The organism is Tsukamurella sp. NPDC003166 (genome assembly GCF_040611135.1).
GTDB lineage: Bacteria > Actinomycetota > Actinomycetes > Mycobacteriales > Mycobacteriaceae > Tsukamurella.
Genome location: NZ_JBEXNL010000015.1, coordinates 84433 through 100921, shown reverse-complemented (window position 1 = coordinate 100921; position 16489 = coordinate 84433). Strand labels below are relative to the sequence as shown.

Here is a 16489-nt window from a genome sequence, read left to right as displayed (position 1 = left end):
CCGAGTATCCACGCGGTGAGCGTCGCGATCATGAACTGCGGGCGAACGGCTCCGCAACCTGTCATCAGTCGCCGCAGCAGCCGCCCGCACCGACCTCGCGCCTCTCGCGGGTGATCACGTTCCGCTCGGCGAGCTCGTCGTCCGAGGGGTAGTCGACGCGCACCAGCGTCAGGCCGCACGCCGCGGCCACGTTGATGGCGCTGGAGCGCTCGCGCTCGTCGAGGAGCCCGGCGACCCATTCGGCGGACCGTCGGCCCTCCCCGACCGCGGCGACCGCCCCGACGAGGGAGCGCACCATCGACCAGCAGAAGGCGTCGGCGGAGACCTCCGCGGTGCACACCCCGTCGGCGTCGCGGCGCCAGGAGAAGCGCTGCAGCTCGCGGACCGTCGTCGCGCCCTCGCGCCGACGGCAGAAGGCGGCGAAGTCGTGCAGGCCCAGCAGCCGATCGCTCGCCGCCTGCATCCGCTCCAGGTCGACGGGCCGGCGCCACGGTGCGGTGTCGCGGGCGCGCAGCGGGTTCGCGCCGAAGGGGGCGTCGGTGAGGCGGTACTCGTAATGCCGCCGCAGCGCGGAGAACCGGGCGTCGAAGTCCGCGGGGGCGACGCGGACCGCGGTGACCCGCACGTCCTGCGGGAGCATGCGCGCCAGGCGACGGACCAGGCCGTCGGGGATCAGCACCGGGTCCGGCAGGTCGAAGTGGGCCACCTGGCCCGTGGCGTGCACGCCCGCGTCGGTGCGCCCCGCGACGGTGAGCTGCACCGCGGTCCGCAGCACCGTCGAGAGGTTCTCCTCCAGCACACCGCACACCGTGCGCAGTCCGGGCTGGCGGGCCCAGCCACTGAAGTCGGTGCCGTCGTAGGCGATGTCGAGGCGGTAGCGAGTCATGTCGCGCGTGACTCTACCGCTGTCGCGAGGCCGTCCAGATAGCGCGTGAGGGCGTTGTCCAGGAGGACGTCCACGTCGTACGGGTAGGTGGTGCGCAGCATCCGGGCCATGGCCGGGTATTCGGCGGACGGCGCGATCGCCCGCAGGTCGTCGAGGGTGGTGTCCATCCACTCGTCCTCGGTGACGCCGGTGGCGGCGCGGTCGGCCAGCTCCGGCTCGATCGTCATGCCGAGGCCGCGGACCAGCGTGAGCAGGCACAGGTACTCGGTGAACGCGAGCTGCGGGTCCAGTCCGGCGTCGAACAGCGCGCCCAGCAGGTGCTCCGACATCGGCATCGCGTTGGGCAACACCCCGGGCCGGGTCATCGACAGCGCGCCCGCGAGCCACGGGTGCGCCTTCATCGACTCCCACATCGCGCGCGCCACCGCCTCCACGTCGGCGCGCCAATCCGGGGACCGCTCCGGCAGTTCCAGCTCGCCCAGCACGTGGTCGAGCATCGCGGATTGCAGCTCGACGCTGCTCGGCACGTAGCGGTAGACGGCCATCGTCGGGATGTCGAGCGCCGCAGCGAGCCGGCGCATGGACACCGCCGGTAGGGACTCGGCGTCGGCGATCCGGACGGCCGCGGCGATCACGTCGTGCGCGGTGAGCTCGGGTGCGCGGGGACGATCGGGGGCCAGCACCACACTGCCGCGGCCGGGCGCGGAATCGACGAGGCCCTCGGCCTGCAGCAGCGCGAGGACCCGGGTGGCCGTGCCCATCGCCACGTGGTGGTCGCGCATGATCGCCCGGGTCGACGGTGCGCGGTCCCCCGGGCGCAGCCGCCCGGACGCGATGCGCTCGCGCAGCACCGCGGCGATCTCCTCGGCGCGGTTCACCGGGCGGTCCCAACACTGAGTGCACTAGTGCACTTCCTGCGAATATCCACGTGAACACTGTAGCGTGATGCACTCGATACGGCGTACGTTCGCTTCATGAATCAGCTACGAATCCTCGTCAGCGGCGCCTCCATCGCCGGTCCCGCCGCAGCCCTCCTCCTCGCCCGCCAGGGACACCGGGTCACGATCGTCGAACGCGCACCGTCGCTCCGGGCCGGCGGGCAGACCGTCGACCTGCGGGGCGCCGGCCGCACGGTGATCGACCGGCTCGGCCTCGGCCCCGCCACCACGGAGCGGCTCCTCGATCAGCGCGGCATCGTCAAGATCGACGATCGCGGCCGCCGCGGCGCGTCGATGCCCGTCGAGGCCTTCGGCGGCAACGGCGTCGTGTCCACCCACGAGATCCTCCGCGGCGACCTCGCCGAGGTGCTCGTCGACGCCGTCCCCGACGACGTCGAGTACCTCTGGGACGACACGGTCACCGCGATCTCGCAGGACGGGCGCCGCGCGCGCGTCGAATTCGAGTCCGCGCCGGCCCGGGAGTTCGACCTCGTCGTCGGCGCCGACGGTCTCGGCTCCGCCGTGCGGCGCGCCGCGTTCGGACCCGACGGGCAAGCCCTGCGCCCCATCGGCCTGCGGTACGCCTGGTTCACCGCCGAGATCGACGAGGACACCCGCGGCTGGTATCTCATGCACACCGCGCGGCGGGGCCGCGTGCTCTCGGTGCGACCGTCGCGCACCGAGGGCACCGTCAAGGCCGGACTCGCGATCCGCGGCACGGATGCCCGGCGACTCGGCCGGGAGGAGCAGTTCGCGCTGTTCGAGCGGGAGTTCGCCGACATCGGCTGGGTGGCGCCGCAACTCCTGCGGGCGATGCGCACCGCCGACGACTGGGCGTACCAGGACCTCGCGCAGGTACAGCTCGACTCGTGGACCCGCGGTCGGGTCGCGCTCATCGGCGACGCCGGATACTGCCCCACCCCGCTCACCGGGCTCGGCACCACCCTCGCGCTCGTGGGAGCGTACGTGCTCGCCGGGGAGCTCGGGCGGACCGACGGTGACGTGCCCGCCGCGCTCGCACGGTACGACGCCGTGATGCGGCCCTTCATCGGGCCGGCACAGGAGTTGCCGCCCGGCAGCCCGGCCGGGTTCGCGCCGAGGGGGCGGCTCGGGATCGCACTGGGAGACCTCACCTACCGGACTGCCACACGATGGCCGATGCGCCTGGTCTGGGCGGCGCAGTTCGAGAAGGCCGACGGCATCGACCTGCCCGTGTACGCCTGAGGCGGCTCACGATGTCGGGTCCTGCGGCCACGCGCGTGCGCCTGAACCTGCCCGATGCCGCAGAACCCGACATCGTGAGCGGCGTAGCGTCGGGCCCATGACCGAAACCGCGCAGACCGTGACCGTGTTCGCCGATGTCCCACCGGCCGTGCTGTTCGCGGCGCTGGCCCGCCCCGCCGTCCACGCGGCGACGGACGGCTCGGGCATGCTGCGCGGCGTCTCCGCCGACAGCCCCGAGACGATCACGGGCGTCGGGGACGTCTTCGGGATGGAGATGACCGCCGAGGACGGGCGCGAGTACTCGGTGGACAACCACGTGACCGCATTCGAACCGGAGCGCCGCATCGCGTGGTTGCCGGCCGGACGCGGCAGACCACCCGTCGGGGTCGAGTGGACCTGGACCTTCGAGCCGCAGGACGCCGGCACCGTCGTCTCCGTGACCTGCGACTGGTCACGCGTGACGGACGAGGCGTACCTCGCCCGGTTCACCCTGCCGCGGGTCTCCGCGGAGAAGGTGCGGCGCACCGTCGATGCCGTGATCGCGACGACCCGCACCTGACCCGCGGGTAGGTAGCACCGCACGGAGAAGAAATCCCAGGTCGGCATCTGGCCAACGATGCTGAGTCGGGAGACGACGAAGCCCGCCACCAGCGTGCGCAGGTGGCGGGCTTGCGTGCGGGGGTGACTACTCCGAGTCGGAGGCGTCCTCCTGCTGCGACTTCGGCAGCGAGTAGCCCGCAGCCTCGGCCGAAGCATCGTCGGCGAACCAGATCTCGGCGACCGTCGAATCGAAGAAGCGCGTACCGGGGCGGTGGTACAGCATCGAATCGGCGTTGCCCTTGATCGGGAAGCCCTCGGGGGCCTCGTTCACGTCCTCGAGCGGCGCGTGCGCGCCGGCGGGGAGGTCGGAACCGGCCTCGAGCTCGAGCTCCTCGGCCGGAGCCTCGGTGATCTCCGCAGCCTCGACCGCGGCGGACTTCGCAGCGGCCTGCGAGGCGGCGACGCGGGTGGCGCGCGAGGCCTCGGTGGCGGCGAGCTGCTCGGTCACGATCTCGATGACGGCCATGGGGGCGTTGTCGCCCTTGCGGTTCTCCGTCTTGATGATCCGGGTGTAACCGCCCTGACGGTCGGCGACCGCCGGAGCGATCTCCGCGAACAGCACGTGCACGACGTCCTTGTTGCGGATCTCCTTCATGACCTCGCGGCGGTTGGCCAGCTTGCCGTGCTTGGCATGGCTGATCAGCTTCTCCGCGTAGGGACGCAGGCGCTTGGCGCGGGACTCGGTGGTCTCGATGCGGCCGTGCTCGAAGAGCGCGGTCGCGAGGTTCGCCAGAATGTGCTTCTGGTGCGAGGCCGAGCCGCCCATCCGGGCGCCCTTAGTGGGCCTAGGCATTGTTTCTCCTGTGGGTGTTTACGAGCTCTTCAGCTCAGAGCTGCTCGGTCTCGGCGTAGTCCTGATCGCCATCGGCGTCGCCCGAGAACGACGCGTCGTCGCTCCACGTACCGGTGGCCGGGTCGTACCCGTCGACCTGCGACGGATCGAACGACGCGGGGCTGTCCTTGAGGGCCAGACCCAGCGTGTGCAGCTTGACCTTGACCTCGTCGATCGACTTCTGACCGAAGTTGCGGATGTCGAGAAGATCGGACTCGGTGCGGGCCACGAGCTCGCCCACGGTGTGCACACCCTCGCGCTTGAGGCAGTTGTACGAACGCACCGTCAGGTCGAGGTCCTCGATCGGCAGCGAGAACGCCGCGATGTGGTCGGCCTCGGCCGGCGACGGCCCGATCTCGATGCCCTCGGCCTCGACGTTGAGCTCGCGCGCCAGGCCGAACAGCTCGACCAGGGTCTTGCCGGCCGAAGCCAGCGCGTCCCGCGCGGTCATCGAGTTCTTGGTCTCGACGTCCAGGATCAGGCGATCGAAGTCGGTGCGCTGCTCGACACGGGTGGCCTCGACCTTGTAGGTCACCTTCAGCACGGGCGAGTAGATCGAGTCGACCGGGATGCGGCCGATCTCGGCGCCCGACGCCTTGTTCTGCACGGCCGGCACGTAGCCGCGGCCCCGCTCGACGACGAGCTCGATCTCGAGCTTGCCCTTGTCGTTCAGGGTGGCGATGTGCAGGTCGGGGTTGTGGACGGTGACCGACGCCGGGGGAACGATGTCGCCCGCGGTGACGGCGCCCGGACCCTGCTTGCGCACGTACATGGTGACCGGCTCGTCATCCTCCGACGAGACGACCAGGCCCTTGAGGTTCAGGATGATGTCGGTGACATCCTCCTTCACGCCGGGGACCGTGGTGAACTCGTGCAGCACGCCGTCGATGCGGATGCTGGTCACGGCCGCGCCCGGGATGGACGACAGCAGCGTGCGGCGGAGCGAGTTGCCCAGCGTGTAACCGAAGCCCGGCTCCAGCGGCTCGATGATGAACTTCGAGCGCGCCTCGGAGATGACCTCTTCGCTGAGAGTGGGTCGCTGCGAGATGAGCATTGAGTATTTCCTTCTCTCTGGGCGTCCGCTATTTGACGCCCGTAGAGGGCCGCCGGCGATCTACCGGCGGCCCGTACTACTTACTTCGAGTAGTACTCGACGATGAGCTGCTCCTGGAAGGGCACGACGATCTGCTCACGCTCGGGCACGCGGTGCACGAGGATGCGCAGGGTCGACGGAACCACCTGGAGCCATGCCGGAGCGGTGCGCTCAGCAGCGGTCTCACGCGCGATCTGGAACGGCGTGGTGCCGAGCGACTTCGGGCGCACGTCGATGATGTCGTACTGCGAGACGCGGTACGAGGGAACATCCACGCGGACGCCGTTCACCGTGAAGTGACCGTGGGTCACCAGCTGGCGGGCCTGACGGCGGGTGCGCGCCAGGCCGGCGCGGTACACGACGTTGTCGAGGCGGGTCTCGAGGATCTGCAGCAGGGCGTCACCGGTCTTGCCGGTGGCGGCCTTCGCCTCCTTGTAGTAGCGGGAGAACTGCTTCTCCATCACGCCGTACATGAAGCGGGCCTTCTGCTTCTCCTTGAGCTGCAGGAGGTACTCGGACTCCTTGATCCGCGCGCGGCCGTGCTGGCCGGGCGGGTACGGACGACGCTCGAACGCCTCGGAACCGCCGACGAGATCGACGCCCAGACGACGGGACTTACGGGTGACAGGGCCGGTATAACGAGCCATGGTTTCTCTCTCCTACCTTCCCTAGACCCGACGCCGCTTGGGCGGACGGCAGCCGTTGTGCGGCTGCGGCGTCACGTCGGAAATGGTGCCCACCTCGAGGCCGGCGGCCTGCAGCGAACGGATGGCGGTCTCGCGACCCGAACCCGGGCCCTTGACGAAGACGTCGACCTTCTTGACGCCGTTCTCCTGCGCCTTGCGGGCAGCGTTCTCGGCCGCGAGCTGCGCGGCGAACGGGGTGCTCTTGCGCGAACCCTTGAAGCCGACGTGGCCCGACGAGGCCCAGCTGATCACGTTGCCGTTGGGGTCGGTGATCGAGACGATCGTGTTGTTGAACGTGCTCTTGATGTGCGCGTGGCCGTGCGGAACGTTCTTCTTTTCGCGACGACGCGAAGCGCCCTTCTTCGCGCCGGTGGCGGCGCGCGACTTCGGAGGCATTACTTCTTCTTTCCGGCGATGGTCTTCTTCGGACCCTTACGGGTGCGAGCGTTGGTCTTGGTGCGCTGGCCACGCACGGGCAGGCCACGACGGTGGCGGATGCCCTGGTAGCACTGGATCTCGATCTTGCGACGAATGTCGGCCTGCACCTCGCGGCGCAGGTCGCCCTCGACCTTGTAGTCCGTGCCCTCGATGAAGTCGCGGAGCTTGGTCAGATCCTCGTCGCTGAGGTCCTTGCTGCGCAGATCCGGGCTCACACCGGTCTCGGCGAGAATCTCAGTCGCGCGGGTACGGCCGATGCCGTAGATGTAGGTCAATGCGATCTCCATGCGCTTCTCGCGCGGGAGGTCGACACCCATGAGACGTGCCATTCTTGGCGATTTCCTTTTCTCGTTCGGAGGTCTGCTCCCCGCCCGTCCTCGCTGGTTCCGGCGCTTTCACGCCGGCCGAGGCCCCGGCCTCCGAGCCGGGGGTTCCACAGGGGCCGTCTGCCCCCGCTGGTGCGGAGAGGTCATCAAAGAGTTCCAAGCGGCGAACCGCTCGAAGCGCGGTGACTAGCCCTGACGCTGCTTGTGACGCAGGTTGTCGCAGATCACCATGACCCGACCGTTACGGCGGATCACCTTGCACTTCTCGCAGATCGGCTTGACGCTGGGGTTGACCTTCACGTCAGTCCTATCCAGTTGTTCCGTGTTTTTCCACGCCGCACCGGGTGTCCGGAACAGCGCCACGGCACGCACGACGAAGCCGCGCACGCACGCGATGATCCAGTGTACGCTGCGCGCGCCGCGCTCCCAAATCCGCTGCCGAGCGGGCGCCCGTGCTAGCCTCATGCGCACACGTGACATGCACTATCCGTCACCGAGAATTCCCAATGATTCGATAGGACAGAGACATGCGCATGCCCCTCGTTCGCCGACTGAGCGTCGCCGCGACCGCCGCCGCCGGCATCGCGACGTCGTTGCTGGTCACCGCCGCTCCCGCCGCCGCCGCGCCGCGCATCGTCGTGGGCCCCGGCTCCGAGATCGACGTGGTGCAGAAGCGCACCGGCGACGGGATCGAGGTCGCCGCCTGCACCCTCGGCGTCCTCGCGATCACGCCCAGCGGCGAACGTGTCGGCGTCACCGCCGGCCACTGCGGCCGCGCGGGACAGGATGTCGCGGTGCCCGTGCCCGGCACCGAGCGCACGATCGCCGCGGTCGGCACGATCCGCCAGTCGTCGAACCCGAAGGTGACCAAGGACGGACGGGTCGCGGACTTCAACCAGCCCGACTGGGCGACCATCACCTTCAAGAAGGACGTCCCGCTGAGCACCTCGCTCGGCCGCGTCAAGCCCACCCGGGTGGCCCGCGCCGTCGTCGGCGACCGCGTGTGCCGCCAGGGCCGCACCACCGGCTGGCAGTGCGGCAAGGTCGTCGACGTCGCGCCGACGCGGATCCTCACCGACCTCAAGGGCGATCACGGCGACAGCGGCGGCCCGCTCGTCCGGCTGTCCGACGGTGCCGCGCTCGGCCTCACGACCGGGGGCATCGAGCTGTCGACGAACAGCGGCCTGATGTCGGAGTTCATCGACCTGCAGTTCGTGTTCGCACAGGCCGGCGGCCTGCGACTCGCGGTCTAGCCGCGAGCCCGGACTCCGGGAACGAGAAGGGCCCACCCCGCGGGGTGGGCCCTTCTCGTCGCTGCGCTACGCGGTCACTTGTACCGGTACACGATGCGCCCGCGCGTGAGGTCGTACGGAGAGAGCTCCACGACCACGCGATCCTCGGGCAGAATACGAATGTAGTGCTGCCGCATCTTGCCGCTGATGTGCGCGAGCACCTTGTGCCCGTTCTCCAGCTCGATGCGGAACATTGCGTTGGGGAGCGGCTCGACGACGCGGCCCTCCACCTCGATGGCTCCGTCCTTCTTCGCCATACCCTCCACGATCCTGTTGTCTTCAGCGGACGCCGTGTGCGACCTGTGCCCCTCCGCGAACGGCCGGGCATGCGGCTGGGCGCCGCGCTACCCGTCTATTCTACGCGCTCACGACCCCGCGGCCGAATCCTGGCCGAACGCCCCGTCGGAACCGCCGTCCCGGCTGACGAGGTGCAACGCGAGTCCCACCGAATCGGGGACGAAGTCCGCGGGGTCGGCCGCCACCGCCGCGAGCAGATCGGCCGGCTCCATCCACTCGCCGCTCGCGACCTCCTCGGCTTGGTGGACGAGCGGACCGTCGTACGTGCAGACGTACTGGAAGCAGACGAACCTGGTCCACTCGTCCGCGTACGACCGGACGCCGACGGGCCGCAGCTCGACCCCGTGCACGCCCAGCTCCTCGAAGGCCTCGCGGGCGGCACCGTCGTCCGGCGACTCCCCCGCCTGCAGTACCCCGCCCGCGCAGAAGTCGCGCAGGCCCGGGTAGAGATCCTTGACGACGGTGCGCCGGTGCACGTAGATGCGGCCGGCGGAGTCGAAGACGAGGATCGCCGTCGCGCCGTGCCGGAGGTTCTCCGCGCGCACCTGCGACCGGGGCGCCGCCCCCGCGGGGCGCCCGGCGTCGTCGTAGAGCGCCACGATCTCGTCCGTCATTTCTCCACAGTATGAGCCAAACCCTGGACACCGCGGCGCGCGTGCACTTGTATCGGGGCCATGAGCAATCCGGACAGCCCGAACTGGCATTTCGAGACCACGCAGATCCACGCCGGGCAGACGCCCGACGGGGCGACCAACGCGCGTGCGCTCCCGATCTACCAGACCACGTCGTACACGTTCAACAACACCGACCACGCCGCGGCGCTGTTCGGACTCGCCGAGCCGGGCAACATCTACACCCGCATCATGAACCCGACCCAGGACGCCGTTGAGCAGCGGATCGCCGCACTCGAGGGCGGTGTCGCGGCACTCCTCGTGGCCTCCGGCCAGGCGGCCGAGACGCTGGCCATCCTCAACATCGCGGAGTCCGGCGACCACATCGTCAGCTCGCCCTACCTGTACGGCGGCACCTACAACCTGCTGCACTACACCCTCGCCAAGCTGGGCATCGAGGTGACCTTCGTCGAGAACCCGGACGACCTGGAGCAGTGGCGCGCCGCCATCCGCCCCAATACCCGCGCCTTCTTCGCCGAGACCATCTCGAACCCGCGCGGCCACGTGCTCGACATCGCCGGCGTCTCCGGTGTGGCCCACGAGAACGGGCTGCCGCTCATCGTCGACAACACCGTCGCGACCCCGTACCTGCTCAACCCGCTCGCGCACGGCGCCGACATCGTGGTCCACTCCGCGACCAAGTACCTGGGCGGCCACGGCTCGGCGATCGGCGGCGTGATCGTCGATGGTGGGAACTTCGACTGGACGCAGGGCCGGCACCCGAACTTCACCACCCCGGACCCGTCGTACCACGGCGTCGTCTTCGCCGATCTCGGCGCGCCCGCGTTCGCCCTCAAGGCCCGCGTGCAGTTGCTGCGCGACCTGGGCCCCGCGATCTCGCCGTTCAACGCCTTCCTGCTCAGCCAGGGCATCGAGACGCTGAGCCTGCGCGTGGAGCGGCATGTGGAGAACGCGCAGAAGGTCGCGGAGTTCCTCTCCGGGCAGGAGGGTGTGACCTCCGTGATCTACGCCGGGCTGCCGTCGTCGCCCTACCACGAGCGCGCGAAGGCGCTGCTGCCCAAGGGCGCCGGCGCGATCGTCGCGTTCGAGCTGGCCGGCGGCGTGCCCGCGGGCAAGGCCTTCGTCGACGCGCTGCAGCTGCACAGCCACGTGGCGAACATCGGCGACGTGCGCTCGCTGGTGATCCACCCCGCGTCGACCACGCATTCGCAGCTCACCGAGCAGGAGCAGCTCGAGGCCGGCGTGACGCCGGGCCTGGTGCGCCTGGCCGTGGGCATCGAGCACATCGACGACATCCTCGCCGACCTGCAGGTGGGCCTGGCGGCCGCCGCGGACGCGTCCTAGGTATCCGGGCGATGCGCGCGCTGCGGTGGTTGCGTCAGGCGGTCCGGTCCGCTCTGCGGGACGACGATGCCTGGACCGCGGCCGTGCAGCGCGGGTGCACGTAGCCGGCACCCGGTTCTCCGTGAAGGCACCCCTGAGTCACGGGCTCGGGGGTGCCTTTTTCAGACGCACTCTCGGTCCCGTCCGATTCGGACAGGGAATTCACTGGGATCGAACTGGGACGAACTCTGGTAGAGTGATCCCATGGAAGCAACAGTGGATTCCGTGGGCCGGATCCTCGTCCCGAAGCAGTTGCGTGACGCCCTCGGCATCACACCCGGCTCGGTGGTCGACATCTCCTGGTATGGCAGCGGCGTTCAGATCACCCCCGGTGGCCGTACCGCGAGGCTCGAGCGTGACGATGACGGTCGTCTGGTCGCAGTCGGCGACACCCCCTTCGATGACGACGTGCTGTTCGCGCTGATCGACGCCGGCCGCAGATGACGGCGGCGGCACTCATCGCGGTGGATACGTCCGTCGCGGTCCCCCTCTTATCCACCCTGCACCGGCAACACGACGCCGTCGCCATGTGGGCGTCCGGGAAGAGGCTGGCACTGAGCGGTCACGCGCTTGCCGAGACCTATTCCGCCCTCACTCGGCTCCCGGGCGGGTCACGGGTCGCCCCCACCGATGCGACGGACCTCATCGACGCGAACTTCGAGCAGGTCCTCACGCCGTCGCCCCGCACAACAACCGAGATCCACCGATTGTGCGCGGAGCTGAATATCGCGGGAGGTCCGGTGTACGACGCGCTGGTCGCGTTAGCCGCCCGTGACAATGGCGCCGCACTGGCCACCCGCGACGCCCGGGCGCGTGGCATCTACAGCCTGGTGGGCGTCAGGACGACCTTCGTCGCGGCGTAGCCCGTCACCGTTCCAGGGCCGCCCGGACCTGGCGCTCCAGGGCGACGGTGGCGGGTTTCGGCAGGGAGATGAGACCGTCGAGCTCGGTCCGTGCCCGCTGGTAGGCCTGCTGGCGTTCCGGGCCGGTGGCGGCACCGTCGAGCGCGACGGCCAGGAGGCGTTGCGCCTTGGCGAGGCGCTCCTGCTCGATCGGGGAGAAGTCGCCGCGACGCCGGCGGTGCGCCTCCTGCTCGGCGACGTCGAACGCGGCCGCGTACGCGTGCACCGCGGTGCGGTACTCCTCCACCCCGTCGACCTGCTCCGGGCCGTCCGGGCGGAGCAGATCCGCGCGCCGCTTCGCCTTGTGGAAGTCGACGGTGAGCGGCTCCCGCATATCGACCATCATCGGGAAGTCGAGGATGGTCGACAGGTCCGTCTCGTACTCGAACCAGCGGGTGTCGACGGCGTCGTGGTCCGCGACCGCGCGGGCGAGCTCCTGCCGTGCCTCGGCCGCATCGATCTGCGCGCGGCCCTTCGCCTGCGCCATCGCGGCCTTCGTCTCATGCTTGATGCGGTAGCGCTCGAGCCGACGGTCCGCCCGCCGGTCGCTCCAGCTGACCGCGCCCTTGACGCCGGCCGCGATCACGCCGCTGAACGGGAAGATCAGCCACCAGAAGTTGAGCCACTCCACGCCACCAGGGTAGCGCGATGATTCGGGCCGCTCAGGACATCGTGCCCGTTCCCGAGCGGCCCGGAATCAGTTCTGCTGATCCGCGTTCGCGACGATCACGTCGTGCACGTACTGCGCCAGGCCGGGGGCGATGTCGTCGTAGTGCTTGGTGAAGCGCCCGTCGGCGACGTACATCTGCGCGAGGCACACCTGCATCTCGTAGCCGCAGTCGTAGAACTTCTCGATGCTCGCCCGGTGCAGCTCGGCCAGTTCCCCGGCCTCGACGGTGCCGGGCGCGACGCCGCGGGCCAGGCCGTCGGCGAGCGCCGCCTCCACCGCATCGGTGTCCGCCTTGATCGCCTGCCAGTCCGCCTTGGAGAAGTGCTTCGTGCGCTCCGCACTCTGCTTCCACTCGTCGGTCCCGCCCCAGCGCTGCTGCGCCTCCTCGGCGTACTCGTCACCCATCCAGTGGTCGCCGAAGATCTCGGTCTGCTCCTCGGCGGTCAGCGCGATGCCCTGCTTCTTGCTGTTCATCATGTCCTCCACAGCCGCGACCATCCGGTGCAAACGGTCGATCCGCTCGGTCAGCAGCGTGCGCTGCTGTTCCAGGTGCGCCATGGCGTCGGCCGATGGATCGTCGAGCAGGGTCGCTATCTGCTCGAGGGGGAAGCCCAACTCCCGGTAGGTCAGCACGCGGTGCAGCCGCTCGACGTCGGCGTCCGAGTAGGCCCGGTAGCCGGCGCTGGTCCGCGCCGACGGCGGGACCAGCCCGATCTCGTCGTAGTGGTGCAACGTGCGGACACTCACCCCGGTCATCCGCGCGATGGCGCCGACCGGGTGGAACCGATGCTTCCCTTCGTTCACCGCGACCACACTGCGGCCTCACGTCGCGTGAGGGTCAAGCGGAAAGACATCGACGCAGGTCAGGGGCGCAGGGTCAGGATCCGCGGACCGTCGGCGGTGACGGCGACGGTGTGCTCCCAATGCGCGGCGCGGGCACCGTCGTCCGTGACGACGGTCCAGTCGTCCTCGAGGACGGAGGTGTCGGGGGTGCCGAGGGTGAGCATCGGCTCGATCGCGAGGGTGGAGCCGACGACCAGCAGCGGGCCCTTGCCCGGGTCGCCCTCGTTCGCGAGGAAGGGCTCCATGTGCATCTCGCGGCCGATGCCGTGCCCGCCGTAACCGTCGACGATGGCGAGGTCGCGACCGAGCCGCGCGGCCTGCGCGTAGCTGGCGGTTTCGATGGCGTGCGAGACATCGGTGAGGCGGTTCCCGTCGAGCATCGCGGCGATCCCGGCCTCCATGGCGAGGCGGGTGGCCTCCGAGAGGTCCACGTCCTCCTCGGACAGCTCGCCGACGCCGAAGGTCCACGCCGAGTCGCCGTGCCAGCCGTCGAGGATCGCGCCGCAGTCGATGGAGACCAGGTCGCCCAGCGCGAGCACCGTCTCCCGGTTCGGGATGCCGTGCACCACGACCTCGTTGACCGACGAGCAGATCGAGCCCGGGAAGCCGTGGTAGCCCTTGAACGAGGGCACCGCGCCGGCCTCCCGGATCACGGTTTCCGCGACCTCGTCGAGTTCGAGGGTGGAAACGCCGACGCGGGCGGCGTCGCGGACCGCGACGAGCGCGCGGCCCACGACGGCGCCCGCGGCGGCCATCGCGTCGAGCTCTCCCGCGGAGCGGAAGGGCACGGTCTTCTTACGGCGGAAACGACTCACTTGTCGAGCTGCGCGGTCACGCGGCCGAGCACCTCGTCGACGGTGCCGACGGCGTCGATGTGCGTGACGAAGTCGCCGTAGTAGGCGAGCAGCGGCGCGGTCTGGTTCTCGTACACGTGCAGGCGGTTGCGGATGACCTCTTCGGTGTCGTCCGCGCGGCCGCGGGCGAGCATGCGCTCGACGACGGTGTCCTCGGGGACCTCGAACGAGATCACTGCGTCGAGCTTCTGGCCGGCCTCGGCGAGGATCTCGCCGAGCGCGTCCGCTTGGTCGGTGGCGCGCGGGAAGCCGTCGAGGATGAAGCCGTTCTTCGCGTCCGGCTCCGTCAGGCGCGAACGCACCATGTCGACGGTGACCGACGACGGGACCAGCTCGCCCGCGTCCATGTACGTCTTGGCCTGGACTCCGAGCGCGGTGCCCTCGCTGATGTTGGCACGGAACAGGTCGCCGGTGGAGATGTGCGGAATGCCGTACTTCTCGGACAGCCGCTCGGCCTGCGTACCCTTGCCCGCCCCGGGAGGGCCCAGAATAACCAGTCTCACTTGAGGAATCCTTCGTAGTTGCGTTGCATCAATTGACTCTCGATCTGCTTCGTGGTGTCGAGCGCCACGACCACGATGATGAGGATCATCGTGCCGCCGAAGGGCAGGTTGCTCGTGCTCGAACCGCCGCCCATCTCGAGGAACAGGTTGGGGAGAATCGCGATGATACCCAGGTACAGCGAGCCCGGGAGGGTGATCCGCTGCAGGACGTAGTTGAGGTAGTCCGCGGTCGGCTTGCCGGGGCGAATGCCCGGGATGAAGCCGCCGAACTTCTTCATCTCGTCCGCGCGCTCCTCCGGGTTGAAGGTGATCGCCACGTAGAAGTACGTGAAGAAGATGATCAGCGCGAAGTAGACGACGATGTGCCAGGGGCTCGCGGGATTGACCAGGTTGTTCTGGATCCAGACCACCCAGCTCGACGTCGAGCCGTTCGCGACCAGCTGGATCACCAGCTGCGGCAGGTACAACAGCGACGACGCGAAGATCACGGGGATGACGCCCGCGGTGTTGACCTTCAGCGGCAGGTAGGTCGACGAGCCGCCGTACATCTTGCGGCCGACCATGCGCTTGGCGTACTGCACCGGGATGCGGCGCTGGCCCTGCTCGACGAAGACGACCGCGACGAGGATCACCACGACCGCGACGCACACCAGGCCGAAGACGAGCCCGCCCTGGCTCTGCAGGATCTTCTGCCCGTCGGCGGGCAGGCGCGAGGCGATGCCCGCGAAGATGAGCAGCGACATGCCGTTGCCGATGCCGCGCTCGGTGATCAGCTCGCCGAACCACATCACGATGATCGCGCCGGCGGTCATCGTGACCACGATGACGATCAGGGTGAACAGGTCGTTGTTCGGGAGGATCGGCTTGTCGGCCGGGCAGCCCTGCAGCAGCTGGCCGCGCGAGGCCATCGCGACGATCGCGGTGGATTGCAGCAGTGCCAGCGCCACCGTCAGGTAGCGGGTGTACTGGGTGATCTTCGCCTGGCCGGCCTGGCCCTCCTTGCGGAGGGTCTCGAACCGCGGGATGACCACCATCAGCAGCTGGATGATGATCGACGCCGTGATGTACGGCATGATGCCGATCGCGAACACCGACAGCTGCAGCAGCGCGCCGCCGGAGAACATGTTGATCAGCGAGTAGACATCGGCGTTCGCGCCCTTGCTGACACTGTCGATGCACTCACTGACGTTCTTGAAGTCCACGCCGGGCGACGGCAGCGTCGCGCCGAATCGGTAGAGCACGACGATGCCCAGGACGATCAGCACCTTCCGCCGCAGATCCGGGGTCCGGAAGATCGGGACTAGGGCCGAAAGCACACATCCTCCTGGCAGCCGGGCTACCCCGACGGGGCGCCCCACGTTCGTGGACACGTCCTCCACCCGCGGCGGAGTGTCGTGTCTTCATGGGTAATCCTGCAAACGTATGAACTCTAACAGCCGCTCTCAAAGAGGCTGTTCAGGGTGGGTGGCAGACCGCATGCACGGTCACCGGCCCGCGGGTTCGGAGCGTACCGCCCGGCAGGAGGCGGACGGTCACCGTCGAACCCGCGAAACGAGAGCCGCGGTAGGCACCGGTGACCGGCGCCTACCGCGGCGTCCACGTTCCTTACGCTGGCGCGTAGACCTGGGCCTAAGCCTCGGCCGACGGCTTCAGCTCGGTGGCCGAACCACCGGCGGCCTCGATCTTGGCCTTGGCGGCGCCGGTGACCCTGGTCGCCGTCACATCCACCTTGACGCTGATCTCGCCGTCGCCGAGCACCTTGACGACCCGGTTCTTGCGAACCGCACCGGCGGCGACGAGCTCGTCGATGCCGATGGTGCCGCCCTGCGGGAACAGGCGGGCGATGTCGCCCACGTTCACGACCTGGTACTCGACCCGGTTGCGGTTCTTGAAGCCCTTGAGCTTCGGCAGCCGCATGTGCAGCGGCATCTGGCCGCCCTCGAACGCCACGGGGACGTTCTTGCGCGCCTTGGTGCCCTTGGTGCCGCGACCGGCGGTCTTACCCTTCGAGCCCTCACCGCGACCCACGCGGGTCTTCGCGGTCTTCGCGCCCTTCGCGGGACGGAGATCGTGCAGCTTGATAGCCATTG

At 69.3% G+C, this 16489-nt stretch carries 22 protein-coding genes; 6 read left to right on the top strand and 16 right to left on the bottom strand.

What is annotated here, in order from left to right; translation table 11 throughout:
• Nucleotides 1-64: 64 nt before the first annotated feature.
• Nucleotides 65-886, bottom strand: coding sequence for a tRNA pseudouridine(38-40) synthase TruA (gene truA / locus ABZX10_RS16990; RefSeq protein WP_355542223.1), 822 nt, complete (start codon nt 884-886; stop codon nt 65-67).
• The gene (locus ABZX10_RS16985) at nt 883-1764 is read right to left on the bottom strand and encodes a GntR family transcriptional regulator (RefSeq protein WP_355542220.1); all 882 of its coding nucleotides are present in this window, start codon (nt 1762-1764) and stop codon (nt 883-885) included. Before ABZX10_RS16985 ends, truA begins: the two co-directional genes overlap by 4 nt.
• Before the next feature lie 96 nt (nt 1765-1860).
• Between ABZX10_RS16985 and ABZX10_RS16980 the strand changes: the two genes are divergently transcribed.
• A complete protein-coding gene (locus tag ABZX10_RS16980) occupies nt 1861-3048 on the top strand; it encodes an FAD-dependent monooxygenase (protein ID WP_355542217.1) in 1188 nt (395 codons plus the stop codon).
• Between the two features lie 97 nt (nt 3049-3145).
• Entirely contained in the window at nt 3146-3607 is a 462-nt protein-coding gene (locus ABZX10_RS16975; RefSeq protein WP_355542214.1) for an SRPBCC domain-containing protein, read from the top strand.
• 126 nt (nt 3608-3733) lie between these two features.
• Here the strand turns inward: ABZX10_RS16975 and rplQ are convergent, their stop codons facing one another.
• From rplQ to rpmJ, 6 genes are all read right to left on the bottom strand, one after another.
• Nucleotides 3734-4441, bottom strand: a complete 708-nt coding sequence (gene rplQ / locus ABZX10_RS16970; protein WP_355542211.1) for a 50S ribosomal protein L17 — start codon at nt 4439-4441, stop codon at nt 3734-3736.
• A 34-nt stretch (nt 4442-4475) separates the two neighbouring features.
• A complete protein-coding gene (locus tag ABZX10_RS16965) occupies nt 4476-5534 on the bottom strand; it encodes a DNA-directed RNA polymerase subunit alpha (RefSeq protein WP_168547344.1) in 1059 nt (352 codons plus the stop codon).
• 80 nt (nt 5535-5614) lie between these two features.
• Nucleotides 5615-6220, bottom strand: coding sequence for a 30S ribosomal protein S4 (gene rpsD, locus ABZX10_RS16960; RefSeq protein ID WP_068573269.1), 606 nt, complete (start codon nt 6218-6220; stop codon nt 5615-5617).
• A 21-nt stretch (nt 6221-6241) separates the two neighbouring features.
• Nucleotides 6242-6655: a 30S ribosomal protein S11 gene (rpsK, locus tag ABZX10_RS16955; protein ID WP_068573267.1), complete on the bottom strand. Its 414-nt coding sequence runs from the start codon at nt 6653-6655 to the stop codon at nt 6242-6244.
• Nucleotides 6655-7026, bottom strand: coding sequence for a 30S ribosomal protein S13 (gene rpsM, locus ABZX10_RS16950; RefSeq protein WP_068522639.1), 372 nt, complete (start codon nt 7024-7026; stop codon nt 6655-6657). Before rpsM ends, rpsK begins: the two co-directional genes overlap by 1 nt.
• 183 nt (nt 7027-7209) lie before the next feature.
• A complete protein-coding gene (rpmJ, locus tag ABZX10_RS16945) occupies nt 7210-7323 on the bottom strand; it encodes a 50S ribosomal protein L36 (protein ID WP_013127970.1) in 114 nt (37 codons plus the stop codon).
• A gap of 227 nt (nt 7324-7550) precedes the next feature.
• On the opposite strand from rpmJ, the gene ABZX10_RS16940 reads away from it, so the two are divergent.
• On the top strand, nt 7551-8276 hold the full coding sequence (locus tag ABZX10_RS16940) for a S1 family peptidase (protein ID WP_355542204.1): 726 nt from the start codon (nt 7551-7553) through the stop codon (nt 8274-8276).
• 74 nt (nt 8277-8350) lie between these two features.
• Here the strand turns inward: ABZX10_RS16940 and infA are convergent, their stop codons facing one another.
• Complete coding sequence (gene infA / locus ABZX10_RS16935) at nt 8351-8572, bottom strand: translation initiation factor IF-1 (protein WP_005140011.1); 222 nt, start codon at nt 8570-8572, stop codon at nt 8351-8353.
• A gap of 108 nt (nt 8573-8680) precedes the next feature.
• Complete coding sequence (locus ABZX10_RS16930; protein ID WP_355542199.1) at nt 8681-9226, bottom strand: NUDIX domain-containing protein; 546 nt, start codon at nt 9224-9226, stop codon at nt 8681-8683.
• 60 nt (nt 9227-9286) lie between these two features.
• Between ABZX10_RS16930 and ABZX10_RS16925 the strand changes: the two genes are divergently transcribed.
• The 3 genes from ABZX10_RS16925 to ABZX10_RS16915 all read left to right on the top strand — a co-directional run bounded on the left by ABZX10_RS16925 (nt 9287) and on the right by ABZX10_RS16915 (nt 11490).
• Nucleotides 9287-10588 (top strand): bifunctional o-acetylhomoserine/o-acetylserine sulfhydrylase, encoded by a 1302-nt coding sequence (locus ABZX10_RS16925; RefSeq protein WP_355542196.1) that lies wholly within the window; start codon nt 9287-9289, stop codon nt 10586-10588.
• Nucleotides 10589-10831: 243 nt separating this feature from the next.
• The gene (locus ABZX10_RS16920) at nt 10832-11071 is read left to right on the top strand and encodes an AbrB/MazE/SpoVT family DNA-binding domain-containing protein (RefSeq protein ID WP_355542193.1); all 240 of its coding nucleotides are present in this window, start codon (nt 10832-10834) and stop codon (nt 11069-11071) included.
• Nucleotides 11068-11490, top strand: a complete 423-nt coding sequence (locus ABZX10_RS16915; RefSeq protein ID WP_355542190.1) for a PIN domain-containing protein — start codon at nt 11068-11070, stop codon at nt 11488-11490. The genes ABZX10_RS16920 and ABZX10_RS16915 overlap by 4 nt, the downstream gene beginning before the upstream one ends.
• A gap of 4 nt (nt 11491-11494) precedes the next feature.
• On the opposite strand, the gene ABZX10_RS16910 is transcribed toward ABZX10_RS16915, so the two are convergent.
• The 6 genes from ABZX10_RS16910 to rplO all read right to left on the bottom strand — a co-directional run bounded on the left by ABZX10_RS16910 (nt 11495) and on the right by rplO (nt 16487).
• Nucleotides 11495-12160, bottom strand: a complete 666-nt coding sequence (locus tag ABZX10_RS16910) for a hypothetical protein (protein WP_355542187.1) — start codon at nt 12158-12160, stop codon at nt 11495-11497.
• Nucleotides 12161-12226: 66 nt separating this feature from the next.
• Nucleotides 12227-13003 carry a MerR family transcriptional regulator gene (locus tag ABZX10_RS16905; protein WP_355542184.1) on the bottom strand — a complete coding sequence of 259 codons (777 nt, stop codon included), beginning with the start codon at nt 13001-13003 and terminating at the stop codon, nt 12227-12229.
• 59 nt (nt 13004-13062) lie between these two features.
• Complete coding sequence (gene map / locus ABZX10_RS16900) at nt 13063-13857, bottom strand: type I methionyl aminopeptidase (protein WP_355542181.1); 795 nt, start codon at nt 13855-13857, stop codon at nt 13063-13065.
• Complete coding sequence (locus ABZX10_RS16895) at nt 13854-14399, bottom strand: adenylate kinase (RefSeq protein WP_355542178.1); 546 nt, start codon at nt 14397-14399, stop codon at nt 13854-13856. The genes map and ABZX10_RS16895 overlap by 4 nt, the downstream gene beginning before the upstream one ends.
• The gene (secY, locus tag ABZX10_RS16890; RefSeq protein ID WP_355542175.1) at nt 14396-15715 is read right to left on the bottom strand and encodes a preprotein translocase subunit SecY; all 1320 of its coding nucleotides are present in this window, start codon (nt 15713-15715) and stop codon (nt 14396-14398) included. Before secY ends, ABZX10_RS16895 begins: the two co-directional genes overlap by 4 nt.
• A gap of 313 nt (nt 15716-16028) precedes the next feature.
• Nucleotides 16029-16487 (bottom strand): 50S ribosomal protein L15, encoded by a 459-nt coding sequence (gene rplO, locus ABZX10_RS16885; protein WP_355542172.1) that lies wholly within the window; start codon nt 16485-16487, stop codon nt 16029-16031.
• Between the last annotated feature and the right edge of the window lie 2 nt (nt 16488-16489).

Bases quoted from the DNA above. Each gene is read 5' to 3' on its own strand.
- ABZX10_RS16920 (WP_355542193.1), top strand. From the start codon at position 10,832: ATGGAAGCAACAGTGGATTCCGTGGGCCGGATCCTCGTCCCGAAGCAG.
- rpsD (WP_068573269.1), bottom strand. From the start codon at position 6,220: ATGGCTCGTTATACCGGCCCTGTCACCCGTAAGTCCCGTCGTCTGGGC.
- ABZX10_RS16940 (WP_355542204.1), top strand. From the start codon at position 7,551: ATGCGCATGCCCCTCGTTCGCCGACTGAGCGTCGCCGCGACCGCCGCC.
- ABZX10_RS16975 (WP_355542214.1), top strand. From the start codon at position 3,146: ATGACCGAAACCGCGCAGACCGTGACCGTGTTCGCCGATGTCCCACCG.
- rplO (WP_355542172.1), bottom strand. From the start codon at position 16,487: ATGGCTATCAAGCTGCACGATCTCCGTCCCGCGAAGGGCGCGAAGACC.
- rpsK (WP_068573267.1), bottom strand. From the start codon at position 6,655: ATGCCTCCGAAGTCGCGCGCCGCCACCGGCGCGAAGAAGGGCGCTTCG.
- rpsM (WP_068522639.1), bottom strand. From the start codon at position 7,026: ATGGCACGTCTCATGGGTGTCGACCTCCCGCGCGAGAAGCGCATGGAG.
- ABZX10_RS16965 (WP_168547344.1), bottom strand. From the start codon at position 5,534: ATGCTCATCTCGCAGCGACCCACTCTCAGCGAAGAGGTCATCTCCGAG.
- ABZX10_RS16980 (WP_355542217.1), top strand. From the start codon at position 1,861: ATGAATCAGCTACGAATCCTCGTCAGCGGCGCCTCCATCGCCGGTCCC.
- rplQ (WP_355542211.1), bottom strand. From the start codon at position 4,441: ATGCCTAGGCCCACTAAGGGCGCCCGGATGGGCGGCTCGGCCTCGCAC.
- ABZX10_RS16930 (WP_355542199.1), bottom strand. From the start codon at position 9,226: ATGACGGACGAGATCGTGGCGCTCTACGACGACGCCGGGCGCCCCGCG.
- ABZX10_RS16915 (WP_355542190.1), top strand. From the start codon at position 11,068: ATGACGGCGGCGGCACTCATCGCGGTGGATACGTCCGTCGCGGTCCCC.
- infA (WP_005140011.1), bottom strand. From the start codon at position 8,572: ATGGCGAAGAAGGACGGAGCCATCGAGGTGGAGGGCCGCGTCGTCGAG.
- ABZX10_RS16925 (WP_355542196.1), top strand. From the start codon at position 9,287: ATGAGCAATCCGGACAGCCCGAACTGGCATTTCGAGACCACGCAGATC.
- truA (WP_355542223.1), bottom strand. From the start codon at position 886: ATGACTCGCTACCGCCTCGACATCGCCTACGACGGCACCGACTTCAGT.